The following is a 22,170-nucleotide window of genomic DNA, read 5'->3' as shown; positions in this document are numbered from 1 at the left end:
TTCGTTTTCGTCCATCATACCACAAATCACTCTGCTATCATAGCATTTCCATTATCTGGACCGTAAGTATCAACCAAATGCCTGATAATCGGTCTTGCATTTTCTTCAAAGGCAGCCTTGGGCTGTGACTTGCTTCGTTCTGCCGTCCAAAACTGCTTCTCGTACTCCTCTAAAATTTCCTCGTTGCTGTATCCCTGGCGAGCATAGTCCAAGATAAATTCTTTTTCTTCCTCTGCAGACTTCAAGTACAGGTCAAAGTAAGTATCGACAAAACCCTCAGGTAAAACGCCAAAGTGCGGGCAGACAATCTGCTTTGCATGATAAGCTTTGCACTTATTTGCGGAATCGATGGTATCCTGGTGGCTTTTCAATGCAGAAGTCTCAACGCTTTCAGAATCTCGCAATACGCCGGTTGATTCTGAGGTGAACATGATGCCTGCAGGCTCCAGCACATAAGTCATGGAGCAAGACGTATGCCCAGGTGTCTCCAGTACGGCAAAATATTCCTGCCCGATGGAAATCTGATCGCCATCTTTGACGATGCGGTCAACTCGTAAATTGTTTACGCTGATTGGGTCCTTGAAAGTCGAAAATTCGTCTCTCGCCGCTTCTCCCAATCGTTTCATGGTAGCTTTTGCCCCCTTGCTCTCAAAAACAGACTTCGCCTTAGCTGCCGCGCAGACTGAGACATCCGGCCATTTCTCGATGACATAAGGCAGTGCACCGATGTGATCGTAATGGGTGTGAGACAGCAAGACGATGTCCAGCCGGTCTCTGCCCTGCTCTGTCAGCGCTTTAGAAATATTCTCAATCAGCTGTTCATGGCAATAAGCCATGCCACAATCATAAAGCACCGTTTTTTCACTGCCAAAGACCAAAAGGGCCTCTCCGCCGTTTCCTGCAGTCACTCTTATGATGCCCTGCGGAAAAGCAAAACGATCATAATTGTCAAAGTCATGAAAAACTTCTCCTTCGTGATTCACTTTTTTCTCTCTGCTATTCAATTTGTGCACTCTGAAAAAGTTAATCGTAATCATCATGATGATGACAAAACCGATATAGCCTTCAACAGGATAAAGATAAGCAACGATGGCCTTAAATCCAGTCAGTCCGCAAACAAAGCCGATACACGCGCCGATAATGATGATGTACTTTTTCTTCGGGGACTCTTTGATCTTCGTGGAAAAGCCGAAGTAAGTGCTGGTAGCAGCAGAATAAATGGCGGCAAAAAGCACCAAGCCGAAGAGCAGATTGGCGACTTTCGAAATCCTGGAAGTGTAAGCCAGCATGGGAAGATCCATACTCTGCGTATAGGCCATGTCTTTCTGCAATGCAAAGACCAGTACCAGAGTGAGGAATGCCAGTAAAATACCGCCTAAGCCAGAACCGAAAACAGCGTTCCTCTGATCCTTGGACTGCATGGAGGAAGTGGCAATGATCGGAATCATGCCCAGCATGTTATAGGAGATGAATAATACCGCCGCGATGAACCAGTTGGGCGCCATGGCGCTGGGCGGAAAGCCCGAAGTCGCCCCGCTCTGCTCAATGTCAGAAAGCATGACAAGAAAACAGCAGCCGATATCGATAACAAACAGCACCGGAATAATCAGCTTAAATACCTTTGATACTCTGTCAAAATTGCCCAGAACAGTCAGAATCACCAGGACGACGATCATCGCACCGCCCACCGCTTTATTGATGCCGAACTGTTGATGTAGGAGTGATCCCCCCGCAGCAGACATGGAGATGATGATGGTATAAAGAATTGCAGCCATGAAATAACCAACGGCATCGGCAAGCTTGGGATTGTCACTAAAGACAATCACCTTACCCATATCATCGGTTTTGAGACTTCTTGCGATATAGCTTACCATCATGCCCAGGGCCATGAATAAAAGACCTGCCAGAGCGATGCCTACATAAGCTTTGTTTCCAAAGATTCCAAAGAACTGCCAGCCTTCTCTGCCAGAAGCAAAGCCGGCACCCATGATGGTGCCGACGTACATGACAGCTACATTAAAAAAATTCAACTTTTTCTCTTTCAATGATGTCCTCCCGATCTATGTATTTTTGATTTCTGTATTTTTCATATCTGCAAATTCACCATAAGTGAAGAAAACAAGTCCAATCCAGATGACCACAAATGCACTGAACTGAATCACATCAAAAGGTTCTTTAAATAGAAAAATCCCTAATATCAGTGTAATAGACGGTGCGATATATTCGCAGAGTCCTAAAGTGATCAATGGCAGTTTGTTAGCCGCAAAAGAAAAGAGTCCCATCGGAATCGCCGTAGCAAGTCCTGCAAACATGAGAAGGAAAAATTTGAATCCGCCTGCAGTTTCCAGCGCCCCATTGCCGCTCTTCTCAATAAATGCGATGACAAGCAGAGCGATTGGTGCCAGAAACAGCGTCTCATATAAGAGAGAATGAATCGGACTGAGAAAAACACTCTTCTTGATGGCCGAATAGATGGCAAAGGAAAGCCCCAGGCCTAACGCGATAAATGGAACTTCTCGATATCCGATGATCATGACCATCAGTCCGCAGAAAGCAAAGACCATGGAAATCTTTTTCCATTTGTTTGCTTTTTCTTTATAAAAAATAATCCCAAAGCAGCAGACTACCAACGGCTCCAGGAAGTATCCCATACAGGTCTGAATGACAAAACCCGCGTTGACCGCCCAGATATAAAGACTCCAGTTCAGGGTAATCACAACGCCTGCAGCCACGTAAATAAACGTCTTCTTTTTTGATTCGAACATGGGTTTAAAAAGCCCCTTGACGCCAGATTGAACGGCACAGGCTGCAAAGCAGACGAGAAACATCAGCACGACTCTATAGAAGATAATCACTGTAGAATCAATGGGTTTTAATGCCTGCCAATAGATAGGTAAAAATCCCCATAAGGTATTACAACTCAATACACTGATCAATCCAATCCGATATGTATTTTTTTCACTCTGATTCAAACGTTCCATGGTACACCTCCTCGCAGTGCTATAAATAAAGAGACTTCTTTTATTCTATCATTGAAAAAAAAGAAAAGCAAGCATTACGCTTGCTTCTCAGGATTAGAACAGGCCTCCGAAGAGGCCGCCGCCTCTGTCGTTATTTCCGCAGAACAGAAAGTAGAGGACAGCCAATAAAATAAGTATTCCCCAAATGCTTCCACTGTCGTTGTTGCAGCAGTCATTCTGAGGTCTGCAGCAGCAATCCGGGTTCGGATCGCAGCAATCGTTTCTGAATTCACCCATATGAAACCTCCCTAGTCTTTGTATCTTTATCATATGCAGGAGGGTCCAAATGTGTTAATCATTTTCGGCTTCTGCCATGTCTGCATAATTCATGATGAATTCTTCCAGTTCATAATCGAGAGCACCAGCAAAATCATATCGGTATTCGTCACCGTCCAGCTTTTCCATTCTGGATATGACCAAGGCATCTCTCACTGGAACATAGTGTACTTCGTCACTGGCCGTATTTTTGCATTCTACTTCACTGTCAGCAGAATACCAGATTCTGAATTTGTTCCACTCATCAGTCAACTTCAGGTCTGCATTTTCTTCCCCTTTTCTGACTGCTTCGGACAGACCTACCAGGACTCGTTTGATGTTCTCAAGGAGGCTGTAAATATCAATCTGATCGCCCGGTACATTTTCTAAGGTCTCATAAAAATAGCTTTCACAGAGTTCTGCAAAAGTTTTCATATCAATTTCCGTTATCAGATCGTAAATCGCATCACTGTCGATAGCCCCTTCGTTTTCCACGAAATCCGCAAAATTTTCGAAATACTGAAAGTCTTCTCCTGTTTCAATGTCTAACAGGGCAAATAGTTCTTCTCTGTCCATCTTTATCTCCTATATATCTAAATTCTTGAACTTGATGTTCAATTCGTCTTCTTCTTTACCGAGTATGTTCTGAATCATGTTGACAAAGTTTTCTGAAAGGTCACTGGCATAGAATACATTCTTCAGCTCTGTTTCTTCTGCAAACATATCTCTCTTCTCAAGTTCTATTTTTACTGCCGTCGCAACCTCCTTAGAAGAACTGATAATCCTCAGTCCCGGATAAATTCGTCTAAGATTTTCACTGATCAAAGGATAATGCGTGCAGCCCAGAACGAGGGTGTTGATTTTGTTCGCTTTGATAAAATCGTCCAGATAATATTTGATAGTCAAATCCATGATGTCGTTTTTGATGATGCCTTCTTCAATCAGAGGCACAAAGGCCGGGCAGGCTTTTGAAAAAAGCTGAAGCCCCTGGCGTTTCTCATTGACTTTATTTTCGTATGCGTTGGTTTTGATCGTGACTTTTGTAGCAATGATACCGATATGATCTGTCCCTTTGCATTCCTTGGCTACAACTTTTGCGGTAGGCGAAATGACACCGATGACAGGGATATCCGGATATGCTTTTCTAAGGTCTTCTAAACAGGTTGCACTGACCGTATTGCAGGCGATGACAATCATCTTGACATTGTTCCTTACGAGAAAATCTCCAATCTGCATGGTGAACTGTCTGATGGTGTCCGGTGACTTTGAACCATAAGGAGTCCTGGCTGTATCGCCGAAAAAAATGATTTTTTCATTGGGTAATTGTTTCATGATATGGGGGATGCTCGTAAGACCACCCAATCCTGAATCAAAAAAACCAATTGGTCTGTTATCCATTTATGTTATTCCTTTCAGTTTTGTGTTATACTAGTCATTGTAATAGTATACTACAGGAGGTAAAAATGGGAAACAAAAAATTAAAAAACCGCAGCGAAATTGATCAAAAATATAAATGGAATATCGAATTGATGTATGAGGACGAGGCCGCCTGGGAGCAGGATATCGAAGAGGCACTTACTCTGACAGAATATTTTACCAAGTATCAGGGCAGGTTGACAGAAAGCGCCCATACTCTCGCCGAAGCGCTACAGGAGAAAGATGCCATCTGGCAGAAACTAGAAAAGGCATACGTCTTTGCCAGGATGAAACTCGATGAAGACAATCGCGTCGCCAAGCAGCAGAGCATGCACGACAAGATTAACACCATCATCGCTAAAGCCGCTGCATCTATGAGTTTCTTTACACCAGAACTGCTGTCAGCTTCAGAAGAGACTCTGCTCACTTATATCAAAGAGGAACCGGCCCTCTCACAGTACGAGTTTGTCATAAAGGATATTTTGCGTGAAAAAGAACATGTATTGTCTCAAGATCAGGAAAATATACTGGCACAGATGAGTGAAGTGACAGATGCGACCAATACGATCTTCACCATGCTCAACAATGCAGACATCAAATTTGGCACCATTATTGACGAAGACGGAGACGAAGTAGAAGTCACCCACGGCAACTATATCACCTTCATGGAGTCTCACGACAGAGAAGTCCGCAAAGCTGCATTTACCAATGTTTATGAAGCTTACAAGGCTTTGATCAATACCATCTCGTCAACCTATAACTATAATGTAAAGACAGACGTCGTAGGTGCGAGGATCAGAAACTACAAATCTGCCAGAAACGCAGCGCTGTCTGGCGGCAATATCCCTGAATCAGTTTACGATAACCTTATTTCTGTCGTTCATGATTATCTGCCTGTTCTGCACAAATATATCGAACTGCGCAAAAAAGTTTTGGGAGTGGATGAACTCACGATGTACGATGTCTACGTTCCTCTTGTAGAAGTTCCAAAACGCGTCGTTCCTTATGAGGAGGCTATCGAGATTATGAAAGAAGGTCTGGCACCTTTAGGAGAAGAATATATCCAGCGGCTTTCTCAAGGTGTAGAAGAAGGCTGGATTGACGTCTACGAAAATGAAGGTAAGACAAGCGGCGCTTACAGCTTCGGTTCTTATGATAGTTTCCCATATATTCTGCTTAACTACACAGATACTCTCAAAGACGTATTCACCGTGGTTCACGAAATGGGACACTCCATGCACTCCAGCTATACCAGAGAAGCGCAGCCTTTCACCTACGGAGATCATTCCATTTTCACTGCGGAAGTGGCATCTACAGTCAACGAATCGCTGTTAATGCAGCATCTGCTGGGCAAAGAAACAGATCAGGAGATGCGCAAATATATTTTGAACATGTATATCGAGGAATTCCGCACGACTCTGTTCAGACAGACTATGTTTGCAGAATTTGAAAATCTGACTCACAAATATGTGGAAGACGGCGGCAGTCTCACAGCAGAGTGGATGTGTACAGAGTACGACAAACTGAATAGCACCTACTTTGGCCCTTCCCTGGCAGAAGATGCGTATATCAAATACGAATGGGCTCGAATTCCGCACTTCTACAGAGGGTTTTACGTTTATCAGTATGCTACTGGATATTCTGCAGCAACTGCAATCTCAAAAAAAATTCTTACAGAAGGCGCACCTGCCAGGGACGCTTACAAAGAGTTTCTCAAGACAGGCAGCAGTGACTACCCTGTTGAACTCCTAAAAATTGCAGGGGTTGACATGAGCAGCAAAGAACCTGTGATTATGGCGATGGAAACATTTAAGAGTTTGGTTGAAGAATTCGAAAAATTAATGTAAGATAGAGAGACTATGAGTAAAAAAATATTTATTTACGCCAATGATGGCGAAACGTCAAAACGAACAGAAAAAAAGTTAAAACAGAAGCTGGATAAATCCGGTTTTGTTTTACTATCCTCTTACAGTGATGAAGCAGATCTGCTGGTCTGCATCGGTGGAGACGGCACCTTCCTTCATACCATACACGAGTTCAATTTCCCTACCATGCCAATCATCGGCATCAACACGGGACATCTGGGCTTTTTTCAGGAAATCATGCCTGCCATGTTGGATGACTTTATCTTCAATTACACGCAGGGGAAATACTCTATCCAGCAGCTTTCTACGGTTAAAGTAAAAATCGATGCCGGAGGCACAACCTATGAGCACGTAGGTCTTAACGAGGTGGTCATTAAAGCCAATTCCACTTATTCAATTCACCTCAATATCTCCATCGGCGGAGGCTTTATCGAACGATTCAGCGGTGACGGCCTTTTAATCGCAACACCAGCCGGCAGTACGGCCTATAACTATTCGCTAGGCGGAAGTATCGTAGATCCTCGTCTGAGCATCCTGCAGGTGACGCCAATTGCGCCGATGAATACTACGGCTTATCGGTCGTTTACCTCCAGTATCATGTTACCATCAGATCTGTCTCTTGGAATTGTCCCGGATATGGAAGATTCAAAACACAAGATCTGTGTCGTCTACGACGGTTTTTCTGTGGAATACGAGAATATCAAAGAAATAGAAGTCTCTTTCTCTGATATTCAGGTCAATCTGATGCGTTTTGAAAACTACGATTTCTGGACCAAAGTAAAGAGCAAATTTCTATAATGGGCTTGCCACAGTTTCTGAAAGAAACTGATGGAAGGCCTTATGCTTTAGCGTCCCGCAAGCGACAGCGAGCGGCTAGACGCTAGTCGTATAGTCGTATTAGAAAGGTAATTATGGCAAAATTCGAATATATAGTAACAAAAGAAGATGAAGGAGTTCCTGTCAAAGGACTCCTTCGTACAAAATTCAAATTCTCTTCCAGACTGCTGACAAAGTTGAAATACCAGCATCTGGTTTTTTTAAACGGCGAAGAGGTTGCCGGATGGATTACGCCCGAAATCGGTGACGTTCTCTCCATCAAACTGCCAGAAGAAAAGAGCGACTTCCCTGTAGAAAACATCCCTATCTATCCAGTCTTTGAAGACGACGACCTGCTAGTCTTGAACAAGCAGCCCGGCGTAATCGTTCATCCAACTAAGGGACATCCCTCCCACACCATTGCTAACGGTTTGATGAAATATATGGAAGATACAGAGCAAATGTTTAAAATCCGTTTTGTCAACCGTCTTGATATGGATACCACTGGTCTTTTGATCGTAGCTAAAAACTCACATTCACAAGACAATCTGACCAAGCAGATGAAAGCTAATACCGTAGAGAAGCGTTACATAGCTGTGGCGAATGGTATCATCGATAAAGATGCGTTTACCATCGATCTGCCTATCGGCCGACCGGACCCTGAAAATGTAGCCCGCGGCGTCATGCAGGAAGGCGGTTTTCCTTCTATTACCCACGTCAAAGTGCTGGAGCGTTTTCCGAAGGGTAAGGGATACACCATGGTGGAACTTCTCCTAGAGACCGGCAGGACACATCAGATCAGGGTTCATATGTCTCATATCGGTCATCCCCTGGTCGGCGATTATCTCTACGGCGGAGAAAATCCGTGGCTCATCGAAAGACAGGCGCTTCATGCTTTTAAGTTGTCTTTCAACCATCCGCTGACTGGCGACCGCTTAGAGATAGAAGCCCCTCTCCCTGCCGACATACAGGAAGTGATAGAAAAAATTAAATCTTGACAAGCTGGTAGAATTAGGTTATTATAAAAAAACTGTGAGGGAGTAGTTAGCACATCCGTGTGATATGTCAACATACTGACCGCAAGGTCTGGCTTATCTTAATTAACGAGACTCATGTATAGGGAATCACTCTATACATGGGTCTTTTTTTGAACAATTTTGGAGGAAATTATGGGAATTATCGAATTACTATTATTAGGAGCAGGATTATCGATGGATGCATTTGCGGTTTCAGTCTGTAAGGGGTTGTCTGTAGAAAAAACGGAAGTCAGACACATGGCAATCGCCGGTCTCTGGTTTGGAGGTTTCCAGGCTCTGATGCCGATGATTGGTTATTTTCTAGGCACCACATTTATGAAATACATATCTGCTTTTGACCACTGGGTGGCTTTTGGCCTCTTATTCATAATCGGTCTCAACATGATCAAAGAATCCTTTACTGCAGAAGAGCAAAATGTGAGCAGTTCCTTTGGTTTTCAGACCATGTTTTTGATGGCGGTGGCTACCAGCATCGATGCCCTGGCCATTGGAATTACCTTCGCCCTCCTGAATGTAAACATCTTTGGAGCTGCTGCCATCATCGGCGTCACAACCTTTCTATTTTCGGCTGCCGGTATCAAAATCGGCGGTATCTTTGGCTGTAAATTCAAATCAAAAGCAGAACTGTCCGGCGGGATCATCCTCATGCTTCTCGGTACTAAGATTTTGTTAGAGCATACTGTTCTCGCATAGAGCAGTCTATTTACAGCAATTCGCTCAGTCGTCCCAAGTCTATATCGCATATTTCTCTTTGCGTTATAATGAAGAATTCATCACGTTCCATCAGCTTCAGTTCTTTATTCAAAGAGGAGCGACTGACATGGAGCATGTTGGCCAGGATGGACTGCGATGAGGGCAGCATGAGGGTTTCACCCAAGGTGAGGTCGTTCATACCGACAATCCAAAAAGCGATGCGCTCCCTGATGGTGTGATAATTGAGGCAGTTGAGAAACAATTGATTTTTCAGACCTCGATGAGAAATGTAAAGAATCAGTGCATACATCAGCTGCGGATCTGCGGCGAGCATTTCTTCCATCACTGTAACAGGGATCCAGACGACTTCAGACTTTTTTAATGCATAGAGATCGTAGGTATAATGCTGTTTGCCAGAAAAGTAGAGAAATTCGGGAAAAATATCTTTCACCTGAAAATAAGTATGGCAGAGCTCCATACCATTCACAGTATCGTTGACCGCTTTTAAAATACCTTTGGTAACAATTCCAAAATGTTCGATGACTGTCCCCTGCTGTTGAATGCATGTGGCTGCCTGATAGGTTTTGTGGATAAAGTACGACTGGTACTCCTTATTCTCCATACAACGGTCGGCAAAAGAAACCAGGCAGTCATTGCCCCTGATTGTAAAATAATCTCCCATGAGTAACCTCCTTTGAAATACTACAAAGAGGGCTGTTTCTTACAGCCCTTTTGTATCACTTTCAACTATATATTAAGCAAACGGTTTATCCAGGATTTCACACAAATCGTCATAATCCTTTTCGCCGTTAAACCTTAATATCTCTTTCCCATTCTTAAAAACAGCCACAACCGGGATACCGCCTATATGATACGTATCAACCAGGTCTCCGTTTTGGTCTACGTCCACATAGCGTACTTCGTATTGTTCTGCAAATTCTTCCCGCAGCGCTTCTTCTAAAACTGGGTGCAGTGCTTTGCAATGGGTACAACGTTCTGCTCCGAACAAAACAAGAACAGGCTCTTCCTTGACCTTCAGCACATCTTCACTCCAATTTGACATGGTTACCGGTTTAAAGAAGGAAGTATCTACGGAGAACACTTTTTCTCGCTTCGTCACATCTTCTTCATCATCTGTTGCTACACAAAGTGCTACATCTTCATAATACGGCAAAGTGCCTTCAACATCAATGACTTTTTTTGCACCAAAAGCACCAGCTCCTGGAACACGATAAGTGATGTTATCGATAGGTTTAATCTCAGTTTCTACTGGCTGCGGTTCCTGCGGCACATAGCTGTAAGGGTAACGGTAAGCACGATAAATCATGTTGTTCTTCGGTCCCTTCTCGTTATGCGTATAATATGGAGAAATCCACTCCCAAACAATTTCGTGATCTGGCGTCACTTCGATCAGGCGGCCGTCGGAACCTTCATCAATCAAGGTATTTCCGTTCGGCAGGCGCTGGGCGCTGCTGACATATGGGCTGTAGAACTTACTTGCATCTGTAGGAATCGCATGCCCCAGTTCTTTCGGGGTCAATTTCCACACTACTTCCAAAGTTACAGGATTGAACTCCAGTACCCTGCTGTAATCTCGCAGTGCGTTTTTGCTGCCGATGGCTGACGATGGATTAGGAAGACCATAACCGCCCCAACCGCCGTTGTCAAATACTAACAAGTTTCCTTCTCCTGGCAGTCCCTTTGGAATCATATGAAAATGATGCTGACCGATAATCCAGCCCAATTTCTTTAACTCAGGTAAAGCGTTGAAATCAGGTCCGATGCGCCAGACGATTTCTCCGCTTTCTTTATCGATGATGGCCAGGATATTCGCTTCACGACAGTCAAATATGATATTTTCCGGTTTAAAGCGCTGATCGCCTTGATCATACCATTTGTTCGGTCCCAAATAACTCATGCAGTTGATGTGCAGGTAGTCCCCTACTCCGCCGTCTGAGGAACGCATGTTGGGATCGCGGAAAAGCACGTTTCTAGCTGCTTCGTCAAAGCCCATCTCATCAAAGTGATCGCTGGCAGACCATTTCCAGAGGATATTGCCATCCCAGTCCACTTCAATCATCACATCGTCAAGCAGTTTTTTATCAGAGATTTTTGGATTATGTATGGTCTGATGACAGAGAATCAAGGTGTTTCCAGATAATGGCTCTGCGTCCATTCCCGGCACGTAATAACCAACTGGATTCCCTTCTCTCTGATAATCGTGATGCTGACGGGCCATAAAGCGGTGATCTCTGCCAGGATCATCAATTTCTTCAAGATGATCGAATTCCCAAACGATATTACCGTCGTAATCGATTTCAATCAAGTTGACTCCATCCTGCATGCCATAATCGGGATGGCGGTAGCCGGAAAGCCCCATGACATACCCACCTGGCAAGAGCTTTGGCGGCATTGCATGCATGTTCCAGCGACGGATTTCATTGCCGTTCATGTCGAACAAAAGTACCCCGTCATTGATTAGCGGAACGATCGTATACCCGTTCCAACATTTTTCTGGGTTATACACGGTTACTCCGTGCGGAAAGATAAGTGGCTGTCCCATAATATTCTCCTCCTTAACATGATATCATAGACAAACAATCATCAGCAGGTTTTACATCGACTAATTTTCCATCTCTGTAAAAGGCTGCAGATACAGTCTGTTCTACACGTAAATTTTGATATAGCAGATTTTGACGAGTGATATCCTGACGATAGATTTTCCACTGACCTGAAAGTTTCTGTTCTAATTCCCCAACCATTTCAAGTTCCTCATTGTCGTATGGGTTGTAGAAAAGGAAGGCGATATTGCCAGAACTCTCGTTCAGAATTCCCTGTATTTGATTCAGTTCTTTCACATAACGCTCAGATGCCACTGCCGCCACAGCGCCGTTGGCTGCAGAGGTAACGACCTGCCTTAAAAAAGTCTGTGTGCAATCACCTGCAGCATAAAGGCCGGGCAGACTGGTTTCCATCTTTTCATTGACCTGTATATATCCGCTGTGATCACAGGTCACTAAATCGCGAACCATATCTGTCTGAGGGACCATACCGACAAATAAGAATAGCCCTTCACTTGGCACCACACTCTCTTCGCCGGTATCCACTCGCTTTAAGACAAGGGACTCTACGTGATCTTCACCTTTGATTGCCGCTACCGTCGTATTCCAGACAAAATCAATCTTTGGATTCTTGTAAGCATGCTCTGCTGCCACTTCGTTGCAATCCAGATGTCCCTCCTCATGAAGAACGATGATGGAAACCTTTGAAGCGAAATCTGTCAGATAATCTGCCTCCTCCACCGCCTGATCGCCTGACCCGAGAACGTAAATCTCCTTTTCTTTGAAAAACTCTGCATCACAGGTTGCGCAGTAAGCGACGCCGTGACCAGTAAATTCTTTTTCTCCTTCAATTCCCAGTTCTCGTGGTTTGGTTCCCAGATCCAGAATGACGCTGCGTGCCAGAAAATCGCCTCTTCGCTTGGTACTGACAGTGAAAAGATCCCCTTCTTTTTTTATGCCGGTCACTGTGGTGCGTTTTAACTCCACCGTCGGATGGCTGGACGCATGTTCGTGAAATCTTTCCATCAGATGCTGTCCGCTGTCTACCAATGTCCCCGGATAGTTACGAACTTCATAGGTATCATTGATTCTGCCGCCGTAGCTTCCTTTCTCCAGCAGTAAAGTCTGGCGTTCAGATCTTCCGGCATAGATTGCAGCGGATAGGCCAGCGGGACCACCCCCTACAATTATCAGATCATAAATTTTCTCCATACTCTCATCTCCTAAATCCTTTTAATTATTTTTCTATCCCCTGTCAGCACCCAGAATATGCAAATTCCGGTGAGAATCAGGCAGTAAAACGCTGTGCTGAATACTTGAAAAGGTGTAACATGGGGTAAAAAGCTGTTGTGCTGTACCATCTCATTGATGATGGTTACGCTTCCCATTACGAAAGCGCTGTTAATAGGAACAATGGCGCTGATATTGGTTGCGCCCGCCATCAGCAAGATACTTCGCCGCTCCGGTGTAATATCGCTGGCCTGGCCGATGCGGTCGGCTGCGTCACCAAACATGAGGATTGAAGGTAATACACAGCCTGCCAGCAGAATATTGATGATAACTGTGCAAGCCATCAAAACAGCCTCCGCTCCTCTCTTTGTTTTGGTGAAATCTCGTGATAAGATGAAATCGCAGCACTTCTCCAACATGCCGCCGTCTACAGCGACCGCAATCAAGCCGTAAAGCAAAATTGTAGATACAGTTACATCTAACATGCCGTAGATACCTTCAAAGACCACGCCTGTCAAAGACCCTGTTGCATAGTCTATATGAATAATATCGGAAAAGCTGAACAACCTGCCAGCCAATCCGACTAGCAAACCGGTAACAATCCCAAAAGAAAGACCCATAAAAAGATTTCTGGTTTTGAAGCAAATAGCCAGCAAAACCCCAATCGGTATCAACATCAAAAGCCCTTCTGGCTGCGAATAATTTCCGATCTCACTGAGATCTCCAGGCTTTCCATCAAAGGCGCCAAAGAGATAATAGATGAGGATGGAAACTGCGCCTGCTGCCAGGATATACGGCGTTCTCTTTTTCATGGTATGCAGGAGGTCAGCCGGATCACCGGTGACCTTGTCGTGCTGGATCATAACCGTGGTATTGATTACCTGTGAACTGGGCGAAAGTGCGTCTCCGAAGAAAATACCGCTGATCAATGCGCCAGTGAGCATGGCTGGACTTGCTCCCAGCAGGATTCCTGGCGGATAGAAAATCGGAATCACTGCGAACAGTGCTGCGATGGGCGCTCCAGCACCCATGGATATGATCGCAGATGCCAGAAAGCAGAAAACAACGAAACCGCTGCCCGCAATGCCTAAATGCAGACTGAGCCAGACAAATCCTCCCCCAATGTTTCCCGTGCTCATCACCTTTGAAAAAATACCGATGATCAGGAAAATAAAGATTAATCGTGCGTTTGCATATTGGGCAAGACCGTGAATGATGGAATCCCAGTATTTACCTCTATTCTTGCAAAGGAAGAACCCCGTAATTAGAGATATCATCGCAGAAAAAATCAATCCCTTCATCGAATAGTAGTGAAATCCAATGGAAAAGACACCGCCAAGAAAGATGTAAAGACAGAAAGGAAACATAGCAAAGGCTTGACTTTTCCAGAAAATCAATTTCGGCTTTTCATTCATGATGACCACCTCCAGGTTCAAAGGTCTCTTTTAGTTAAAATTATAACAGGGATATTTTTTTCTGCCTGTCGGCACACCAACACTTTCGTTTTTTTGTTTAAAAAATAACATAGACCTTTTAAACTATGTCTGAACAAGGAATGAAATACCTAAATATGCACAATAAAAGAACAAGCTTCCTGTTTATTGGAAGCTTGCCCAGATAACTGATGATCCATTTTTCTCTATCGTTCTAGTCTTGCTCCACATGCACCGCAGAACCTGGTTCCCGGCGGATTGCTCTCTCCACAATGATTGCAATAAACGGGCTGCTCGCCGCAGCATTCTTGCACCGGCGGTTCGCACTGTTCTGACTGCAGTCTCTCAATCTCCTGCCTTGCTGCCAGGATGCAGTGATACAATTCGCAGATCTCAGAATCTGGCTCCATGCCGCAGTCCAATCTCTTTACGATAATTTCGCCAATCTGACAGGTATAATCCTGTATTTTCTTTTCTTCGCGATTAACAGTAATCGCCGTCTTTCCACTTTCAATTGCGCTGCTGGCTTTTTCCGTTGCAGTCGCAGCCAGATCATTTAATTTGTCAAAAAATGCCATATTCTCCTACCTCCTATTACATGACTGGATCCAGATATTGTTTTTCGTAGTAAACTTTCATCGCTTTGTATTCGTCTGCTTCTCGATTAAAGACTTCGCTCTTATGGGTATCCAGACTTTCTTTAATGATTCTCTGGTGAAGGTGCATGGAAATATTGACACAATGGTCAGAGATTCTTTCCATATTTGTCAGGACTTCTATGTATGAGATACCGCCTTCTGTGGTGCAGGCGCCGTTCTGCAGTCTGATAATTCGCTTTGACTTGAGCGTTTCTACCATATCATCTACCACATCTTCTAAAGGCCCTATCTTGTGACATACGCTTTCTTTTTCCTGCTGATAAGCAGTCGCCGTAGTATCCATCGCTTCACCTACTGCCCTGGTCAGGAAGTCCAATTCAAAAAGAGCGTCTTTTGAAAAGCCAATCTCCTGTTCCATATTATATTCTGCCACTTCTAAAAGGTTCATACAGTGATCGCCGATGCGTTCAAAATCGCCTACCGTATGCATGAATTCTGTGACCAGCCGATTGTCTTCTCCCACTAAATGCTGCTCCGTAATCTTGACGAGATATTCCCCTAGAACACTTTCCGTCTTATCCAGGAAGCGTTCATTTTCTCTGACCTTTTCGGCGCTTTCAGAATCATATTGATACAGGCAGGCAGTGCAGAGCTTGTAATTCTCCATCACAGCGTCAGTCATCGATACCATGACCTTCTTGCATTGCTCCAGTGCAACAGATGGATTCTGTACAAAGATAGGATCCAGTAATGCCAATTCTTCATCTATCTTTGAGACATTCTTATCCTTGACGACTTTCTTCGCAAAGGTAATCAATATATTGACACAAGGCAGCATGACGAGGCAGGTTACCAGATTAAACAGTGTGTGGAAATCCGCAATCCTTCCTCGATTTACCGGCTCGTCCCAAAAACTGAAACCGATCATCGCCTGATACACATAAATCGCAGTCAGAAACAGGATGGCTCCCATAATTGACATGGTAATGTCAATGCAGACCGCCCTGCGGGAGTTTTTGTTGGTTCCTATACTGGCAAGAAGCACGGTGACACACTTGCCGATATTCTGTCCGATGACGATTGGCGCCGCCATGGAAAATGTAATGGCGCCAGTTGCTGACATAGCCTGCAGCACGCCGACAGAAGCAGAAGAACTCTGCAGTAAAATCGTCACACACATGCCTGCAATGACCCCCAATACAGGGTTGGTCAGCACCAAAAACAGTTCCATAAATTCGGGAGAACTGGCCAGCGGTTTAAAGCTGGATTCCATCATACTCATGCCGATGAATAAGATTCCCAATCCTACAGCAATACCAGCCTTATCCTTGGTCTTGTTCTTTTTGGAAATGAGCATTACAAATGCGCCTATGACAACGCAGATAGGCGCAAATGAAGCTGGTTTCAGCATTTGAAGTATGAGATTATCATTGTTGATATCGCCCAGTCTCAGAATCTGAGCGGTGATTGTCGTACCGATATTGGCTCCCATAATGACTGGTACTGCCTGCATCAGTTTGAGAATCCCTGCATTGAGAAAGCCGATGACCATGATAATGGTAGCAGAAGAGCTCTGAATGACGGCTGTCACGCCAGCTCCCAACAGAACGCCCTTTCCTTTGCTGCTAGTCAATTTCTCTAATGTCTTTTCCATCTTGGCTCCGGCAAATCTCTCTAAAGACTGCCCCATCAATTTCATTCCATAAAGGAACAAACCGATACCACCCAGCATCGTAAGTATTGATTGTAAATCCAATGTTTCTCTCCATACGTAATTTTGTCGTTAAGACAATTATACTATATCATTCACTGTCTTTTCAACTAAAGTGTCAATTTTTTCAAAATTCATGTTTCTAACGTACATTTTTTCTACCAGATCGTGGTGTTCTTTCGCCCTTGACAAAGCTGAAATACTTTCATTCAGCATCATGCTGTAGAGTTTTGACAATTTGCTCAGCAATCCCGCATTCTTTTCTGCATAATAGGCACTGAGGTAATCGTTGATGTCGATCATGGTAATTTCACGGCGATCCTCTTCTCCTGTATAGATTTCCCATGGCTCCAGATCGTGCCATTTGTTAGCAGTTGTAAAGGCTACGCCAATTTCAGGAATCAGCAGATGCTCAATTTTTCTCTTTGGGTCCATCGGGCAGTAATATGCTTCCACATCAAAACCTCTATAGACCGCTCCATCGAGCAGAATATTCATAAAGCTGATATTGCTGTATCCTTCCGGCACATTGATTAAGTAGATTTTTTTCATCGGCTGCAACAGGGATTTCACATAAGAAACGGTTCCATTCGGTGTGATTCCTGTGGCAAAGAAACGCTTGATGTTCCCCGCCTTGATAGAAATATCATATTTCTTATATTCCCTTGCGATAATATCTGCCGCCAACTTGTAAATTTCTGATATTTCAATTCCTTCATCGTTGATGTTTGAAAGATTATCATAGATGCACTTTGCTGATGCCATGTAGTTATAAGCGATCTTATACCATCTGGAACACTCCTCGTTATAGCTGATGATGTCTTCCTTCTGATCAGCAATTTTTTTATCATTCCAAAAATCGCCGAAATTGATGATGGAATCCACCGCTCCAGGGGTGATGGGATCGATGATATGGGGACTGGTACCGTCGATAAAGGCAAGCTTCTTATCTGTGACGACAATTCCGTCCAGAGAATTTTCATCTGCTGAGCAGTGTAAAAAATCCACGCTTTCACCTGCTTCTGCCAGGCGTTCTCCTACCTTTTTTAAAAATGTCGACTTTCCTGTGCCAGGACCGCCTTTGATGCAGATAATCTTTTCTGCTTCTCTCTGTCCGAGAATGTATCCGTAGTAAGAAAAAAATCCCTCAGGTGTGTTATTTCCAGGGAAATAGTGACGTTCAATAGACAAATTCATTCCTCCATTCCTTTTTCTCTATTTATAATATGTGCCCTTGCTTGTCAGTTGTTACAGCAAAGAAAAAAACGCTCTGCGATTCTATCGCAAAGCGTTTCTGTAATTTTGATTAGAAATTGTAATCACTTTCTGAAAACTGCGGTTTTGCCACCAGATTGCCTGTGGCTAAATCATAAAATGCAGCTCTGGCCGTATAGAGATACGCCATGACAAACATGTTCGGAATATCGAAAACCACGGTTAGAATGACACCCATAACGCTGTTTGAAAAGAACTCATAAGGCATAAATGCCGCTGGAAGTGCAGCAAGAATCAGCCAGCCGATGAAGGACAGACATAGGCAGAAGAATCTGGCCTTGTTGCCATTCATCAGGAACTTGGTCTCGTTCATGCACTCCATAATGCCCTTTTCGGGATGGTCCGCCAGAATGAAAAATGCCTGACTGTAGCGGACAGCAGCGATGATGCCAGGGATGACGAAAAGCAGCGACCACAGGAATGTAAAAAAGCCGACGACGATCATCAGTCCAAAAGCTTTGATAAAATACTCAAATCCGTTAAAAATATATCCTGGATTGATATCCTTCTTTCTGAAGAATGCCAGTATAAAACTGCAAATTCCCAGCGTAAAAGCACCCATTAATATGGTATTATAGAGGTTTGCGACATAAGAAAGGGATATGGTTCGCTCCAAAATTTCGTTATAATAGTTCATAGCTGCACTGGGAAGCAATAATGACAATAGATTTGGAATGGTCGTTGTCATCACATAAAACACAAAATATCCTACTGCCACCATGGGCCAGTTACCTCTCAAAGCATTTCTGGCAATTGCTCTAATCTCAGAAGATGTTTCTCTTACTATAATATTATTCATCTTTAAACTCCTTATTTTAATACTAACAAAAATATTATATAATAATTACAGAACAAATACAAATGAAATCGGAGAATTCACATGCTAAAAGCCTTAATCATTACATCTCACATAGACCATTTGGAACAGGTTTCCATAGATTTTACATCTTTTGATACCATCATCTGTGCCGACGGTGGTTTTTTGCTTGCTCAGAAACTGGGTCTCCTGCCAGATCTTTTAATCGGCGATTATGACTCTTGTGATCAGCCTGAGGATCAGGATGTCATCAAACTACCTATGGAAAAGGATATGACCGACAGCGAAGCTGCTATCGACCTGGCAGTTTCAAGAGGAGCCAGTCATATCACCGTGTTAGGCGGCCTCGGCGGGCGCTTTGACCACACCATGGGCAATATGGGTATGCTGGCAAAATACTGCGGCAAAATACTGCACTTGGCCTTTGTCGATGGTCAAAACTACGTCTTCATGGCAACACCTGGCACAATTTCGGTGCCGAAAAATGCATATCGCTTTTTAGGTCTCATCAGTTATGGCGACAGCGCCAAAGGCGTCACCCTGCGCGGGGTAAAATATCCCCTCACCGATCACTGCCTTACAAACACCACTACCCTGGGAGTAAGCAACGAAATCACAGAAGAAAACGCAACGATTACCTTTTCCAGTGGAAAACTTTTGATCATCTTATCAAAAGATATCAGCCAATAGAACAGGAGTTCATATGTTTAAAAATCTACAGGGATTCTTTGAATCCACTACTGGCCAAATCCTTACCATCGGCATGATTATTTTATTCTTCGCCCTTATTTTAATTCCTGGCAAAGGACAGAAAAGTAATAAAGCAGATACAAAAGCTTTGACAGTTTCCGCCTTGATGGTTGCATTAGCTATGGGGCTCAATCAGCTGACTATATTCAAGATGCCTCAGGGCGGCAGTATCACCCTTTTGTCTATGTTGCCAATTGCCATCTGTTCCTATTTGCTTGGAACCAGGCGTGGTGTCATAGCTGGTATGTGTCTGGGACTTTTAGATCTTATCTTTCATTCTTATGTGATTCATCCTGTGCAGTTTCTCGTAGATTATCCTCTCGCCTTCGGGGCTTTAGGACTCGGCGGCGTGTTCGGCAATCAGAAAAATGGCCTGGTGAAAGGATATATTCTCGGCGTATTCGGCAGATATCTCTGTGCCGTATTCTCCGGCACTGTCTTTTTCGGAGCCTATGCGCCGGAAGGCTTTAGCCCTTTGACCTGGTCTCTGTGGTACAACCTGACTTATCTAGCGGCAGAAGCAATCATCACTGTGATAATTATTTCTCTTCCGCCAGTAAAGAAAGCGTTAGAAGGGTTGAAAAAACAGATGTAAAATGTTATATTATTAACAATAGAATATTTTTCTAAAAGAAAGGGAGACTTGAAAATGTACGAGAATATCAAATATGAAGTAAATGAAGGTATCGGATATGTTACCATCAACAGACCAAAAGCTCTGAACGCACTGAACATGGACGTTCTAACAGATCTCTATGCCGCATTCACTGAAATCGAAGCTGACGAAGCAGTGAAAGCTGTTATCGTAACGGGAGAAGGAAAAGCTTTTGTTGCAGGTGCTGACATTGCGCAGATGAGTCAACTTAACGCCCTCGGAGGACGTGAAATGATGATTATGGGCCACAAGGTCATGAACCTGATCGAATCCGTTGAGAAACCAGTTATTGCTGCCGTAAACGGTTTTGCTCTAGGCGGCGGATGTGAACTGGCGATGGCCTGCGATATCAGAATCGCTTCCGAAAAAGCAAAATTCGCACAGCCAGAAGTAGGTCTCGGCATTATCCCTGGATTTGGTGGAACGCAGAGACTTGCCAGACTAGTCGGCAAAGGCATGGCAAAATATATGATTATGACTGCCGAGATGATTTCTGCTGCTGAAGCATATCGAATCGGCCTGGTCGAAAAGGTTGCTGCGCCGGAAGAACTGATGGACGAAGCCGTAAAAGTCGCTAAGACCATCGCTTCTAAAGCTCCTATTGCCATTGCAACAGCAAAGAGTGCTATCAACAATGGGTTTGATATGGACATGAAGTCAGCAAGTAAATTTGAAATCGAAACCTTCACGGCTGCCTTCGGTTCCGAAGACAAGACAGAAGGAATGGCTGCTTTCTTAGAAAAAAGAGCGCCGGAATTCAAGAATAAATAAATTACATATTTGAAGAGGCTCCGTCATTGGCGGAGCCTCATTTTTTTCTATCAAAACTTTCCACTGGACCCGCCATGACTGCGTCCTGATGAACTCCGATGGGTACTGCTGCCTCCCTTACTATTATTATCATTCTTAGGCTTTTTACGACTTTCAACGTGTCTGTATAAAAAGCTATCGGTCTGCTCTGTAAGTTTTAGAGCATCTTCTTTCTCGTAATTTGAGGCCGATGCCTGTATGCCTACGGATTTCAATTTTCGTTTCATTCTCCAGGTAACTAAAAACGCGATGACGGCTCCAACGGCCAGTGATGCTGGAATCCAGAGGATTGACAAGGGTTCCTTTGGCAGATTGTCATAATCATATACCTCGTCGTTCTTGGCCTGGGTTAAAAACTCATCGCAGAGCTTTGTGAAATTTTGAAAAGCTGCAGCATATTCACCATCGCTTAAGAGTGGCTGAACCCGTTCCATGATATATTCCTGCCCTGCGTCAGTAAAAGATGTTATTCCATATCCATAAGTAGAAATAGCCCAGTCTCTATCCTCCATACTGATCAGGAACAGAATTCCGTCATCTCCTTCGCCCATTCCGTAACTGTTATTATCATAAAAATCATCTGCGTATTCCTCTGCAGTCTTGCCGTCCAGCGAATTGACTGTAGCAATCGCAACATCGCATTGTTGCCTCTTACTAATTTCATTCAGCTTTTCGACTAAGGCCTTTTCTTCATCCGCCGATAAAAGATTCGCCCGATCTACCAGTCTGGAAGGATGCTGCCTGTGAGTAGAAGGCTCCACATTTTTCGCTTTCATCTGTTTTGCAGCTTCGTCCATATAAGCTGCTATGCCATCATAGTAGTATTCCTTTTCATTGTAAGCCCGCCACATTTCATCAGTATCTGCCTCTGTAAATAAATTCGCAGCTCTGCCGCCCACATATACAAATAACCGACTCTCCTCGCTATCGTGAACCAATACGACACTGTTTTTTGCATTTTTCAGATTATTATAGAAAGCTTCTGCATATGCAACGGTGGATTTGCCTTCTGTATCATCTGTGATGACATAAAAAAGTTTGATGCCATAAGTTTGGAACAGATCCTGTGCTTTTTCTTCCAGTTCTTCGGCAGCTTCGCTGCTGAGAATCCCGATTTCATCGTGAACATATCTCTGCGCTGTTTCCGCGTATGCCGGTGTCAGGCTCATGAGGCAAAGGATAGAGATAAGCAATAAAGTAAATAATCTTTTTTTCATCGTTTCTCTC

21 protein-coding genes are annotated in these 22,170 nt (G+C 43.9%); 7 read left to right on the top strand and 14 right to left on the bottom strand.

Features of this window, described 5'->3' with window-relative positions:
- Window positions 1–26: 26 nt before the first annotated feature.
- The 5 genes from ACMQ5W_RS16345 to murI all read right to left on the bottom strand — a co-directional run bounded on the left by ACMQ5W_RS16345 (window position 27) and on the right by murI (window position 4,673).
- Complete coding sequence (locus tag ACMQ5W_RS16345; RefSeq protein ID WP_419026097.1) at window positions 27–2,045, bottom strand: MBL fold metallo-hydrolase; 2,019 nt, start codon at window positions 2,043–2,045, stop codon at window positions 27–29.
- A gap of 15 nt (window positions 2,046–2,060) precedes the next feature.
- A complete protein-coding gene (gene rarD, locus ACMQ5W_RS16340) occupies window positions 2,061–2,981 on the bottom strand; it encodes an EamA family transporter RarD (protein ID WP_419026096.1) in 921 nt (306 codons plus the stop codon).
- Between the two features lie 93 nt (window positions 2,982–3,074).
- On the bottom strand, window positions 3,075–3,257 hold the full coding sequence (locus ACMQ5W_RS16335; RefSeq protein WP_148492088.1) for a hypothetical protein: 183 nt from the start codon (window positions 3,255–3,257) through the stop codon (window positions 3,075–3,077).
- Window positions 3,258–3,311: 54 nt separating this feature from the next.
- A complete protein-coding gene (locus ACMQ5W_RS16330; RefSeq protein WP_148492089.1) occupies window positions 3,312–3,851 on the bottom strand; it encodes a hypothetical protein in 540 nt (179 codons plus the stop codon).
- Window positions 3,852–3,860: 9 nt separating this feature from the next.
- Window positions 3,861–4,673, bottom strand: coding sequence for a glutamate racemase (gene murI / locus ACMQ5W_RS16325; protein ID WP_148492090.1), 813 nt, complete (start codon window positions 4,671–4,673; stop codon window positions 3,861–3,863).
- Between the two features lie 65 nt (window positions 4,674–4,738).
- Here murI and pepF point away from each other — a divergent pair, with 65 nt between their 5' ends.
- The 4 genes from pepF to ACMQ5W_RS16305 all read left to right on the top strand — a co-directional run bounded on the left by pepF (window position 4,739) and on the right by ACMQ5W_RS16305 (window position 9,102).
- Window positions 4,739–6,538 carry an oligoendopeptidase F gene (gene pepF, locus ACMQ5W_RS16320; protein WP_419026095.1) on the top strand — a complete coding sequence of 600 codons (1,800 nt, stop codon included), beginning with the start codon at window positions 4,739–4,741 and terminating at the stop codon, window positions 6,536–6,538.
- A gap of 12 nt (window positions 6,539–6,550) precedes the next feature.
- Complete coding sequence (locus ACMQ5W_RS16315) at window positions 6,551–7,354, top strand: NAD(+)/NADH kinase (RefSeq protein WP_419026094.1); 804 nt, start codon at window positions 6,551–6,553, stop codon at window positions 7,352–7,354.
- A gap of 113 nt (window positions 7,355–7,467) precedes the next feature.
- The gene (locus ACMQ5W_RS16310) at window positions 7,468–8,370 is read left to right on the top strand and encodes an RluA family pseudouridine synthase (protein WP_419026093.1); all 903 of its coding nucleotides are present in this window, start codon (window positions 7,468–7,470) and stop codon (window positions 8,368–8,370) included.
- Window positions 8,371–8,541: 171 nt separating this feature from the next.
- Window positions 8,542–9,102 carry a manganese efflux pump MntP family protein gene (locus tag ACMQ5W_RS16305; protein ID WP_419026092.1) on the top strand — a complete coding sequence of 187 codons (561 nt, stop codon included), beginning with the start codon at window positions 8,542–8,544 and terminating at the stop codon, window positions 9,100–9,102.
- Window positions 9,103–9,112: 10 nt separating this feature from the next.
- Here ACMQ5W_RS16305 and ACMQ5W_RS16300 read toward each other — a convergent pair whose 3' ends face one another.
- The 8 genes from ACMQ5W_RS16300 to ACMQ5W_RS16265 all read right to left on the bottom strand — a co-directional run bounded on the left by ACMQ5W_RS16300 (window position 9,113) and on the right by ACMQ5W_RS16265 (window position 18,710).
- On the bottom strand, window positions 9,113–9,784 hold the full coding sequence (locus tag ACMQ5W_RS16300; RefSeq protein ID WP_419026091.1) for a Crp/Fnr family transcriptional regulator: 672 nt from the start codon (window positions 9,782–9,784) through the stop codon (window positions 9,113–9,115).
- Between the two features lie 72 nt (window positions 9,785–9,856).
- On the bottom strand, window positions 9,857–11,665 hold the full coding sequence (locus ACMQ5W_RS16295; RefSeq protein WP_419026090.1) for an aryl-sulfate sulfotransferase: 1,809 nt from the start codon (window positions 11,663–11,665) through the stop codon (window positions 9,857–9,859).
- Window positions 11,666–11,678: 13 nt separating this feature from the next.
- A complete protein-coding gene (locus tag ACMQ5W_RS16290) occupies window positions 11,679–12,875 on the bottom strand; it encodes an NAD(P)/FAD-dependent oxidoreductase (RefSeq protein WP_419026089.1) in 1,197 nt (398 codons plus the stop codon).
- A gap of 11 nt (window positions 12,876–12,886) precedes the next feature.
- Window positions 12,887–14,308, bottom strand: coding sequence for a Na+/H+ antiporter NhaC family protein (locus tag ACMQ5W_RS16285; RefSeq protein WP_419026088.1), 1,422 nt, complete (start codon window positions 14,306–14,308; stop codon window positions 12,887–12,889).
- 224 nt (window positions 14,309–14,532) lie between these two features.
- On the bottom strand, window positions 14,533–14,904 hold the full coding sequence (locus ACMQ5W_RS16280; RefSeq protein WP_148492098.1) for a zinc-ribbon domain-containing protein: 372 nt from the start codon (window positions 14,902–14,904) through the stop codon (window positions 14,533–14,535).
- A 16-nt stretch (window positions 14,905–14,920) separates the two neighbouring features.
- Window positions 14,921–16,681, bottom strand: coding sequence for a Na/Pi cotransporter family protein (locus tag ACMQ5W_RS16275; RefSeq protein WP_419026087.1), 1,761 nt, complete (start codon window positions 16,679–16,681; stop codon window positions 14,921–14,923).
- A 36-nt stretch (window positions 16,682–16,717) separates the two neighbouring features.
- Window positions 16,718–17,827 carry an ATPase gene (locus ACMQ5W_RS16270; RefSeq protein ID WP_148492100.1) on the bottom strand — a complete coding sequence of 370 codons (1,110 nt, stop codon included), beginning with the start codon at window positions 17,825–17,827 and terminating at the stop codon, window positions 16,718–16,720.
- 115 nt (window positions 17,828–17,942) lie between these two features.
- Entirely contained in the window at window positions 17,943–18,710 is a 768-nt protein-coding gene (locus tag ACMQ5W_RS16265; protein ID WP_419026086.1) for a DUF975 family protein, read from the bottom strand.
- Window positions 18,711–18,791: 81 nt separating this feature from the next.
- Between ACMQ5W_RS16265 and ACMQ5W_RS16260 the strand changes: the two genes are divergently transcribed.
- Genes ACMQ5W_RS16260 through ACMQ5W_RS16250 form a run of 3 tightly spaced genes read left to right on the top strand, consistent with a single transcriptional unit; the run spans window position 18,792 to window position 20,904 of the window.
- Window positions 18,792–19,418 (top strand): thiamine diphosphokinase, encoded by a 627-nt coding sequence (locus ACMQ5W_RS16260; RefSeq protein WP_419026085.1) that lies wholly within the window; start codon window positions 18,792–18,794, stop codon window positions 19,416–19,418.
- A gap of 13 nt (window positions 19,419–19,431) precedes the next feature.
- Window positions 19,432–20,073, top strand: a complete 642-nt coding sequence (gene thiT, locus ACMQ5W_RS16255; protein WP_148492103.1) for an energy-coupled thiamine transporter ThiT — start codon at window positions 19,432–19,434, stop codon at window positions 20,071–20,073.
- A gap of 54 nt (window positions 20,074–20,127) precedes the next feature.
- On the top strand, window positions 20,128–20,904 hold the full coding sequence (locus tag ACMQ5W_RS16250) for an enoyl-CoA hydratase-related protein (RefSeq protein WP_419026084.1): 777 nt from the start codon (window positions 20,128–20,130) through the stop codon (window positions 20,902–20,904).
- A gap of 50 nt (window positions 20,905–20,954) precedes the next feature.
- On the opposite strand, the gene ACMQ5W_RS16245 is transcribed toward ACMQ5W_RS16250, so the two are convergent.
- A complete protein-coding gene (locus ACMQ5W_RS16245) occupies window positions 20,955–22,160 on the bottom strand; it encodes a TPM domain-containing protein (protein WP_419026083.1) in 1,206 nt (401 codons plus the stop codon).
- Window positions 22,161–22,170: the final 10 nt, after the last annotated feature.

The organism is Emergencia sp. (genome assembly GCF_048465375.1).
In the GTDB taxonomy this organism is placed as follows: Bacteria; Bacillota; Clostridia; order Peptostreptococcales; family Anaerovoracaceae; genus Senimuribacter.
This window is presented reverse-complemented; position numbering and strand designations above follow the sequence as displayed.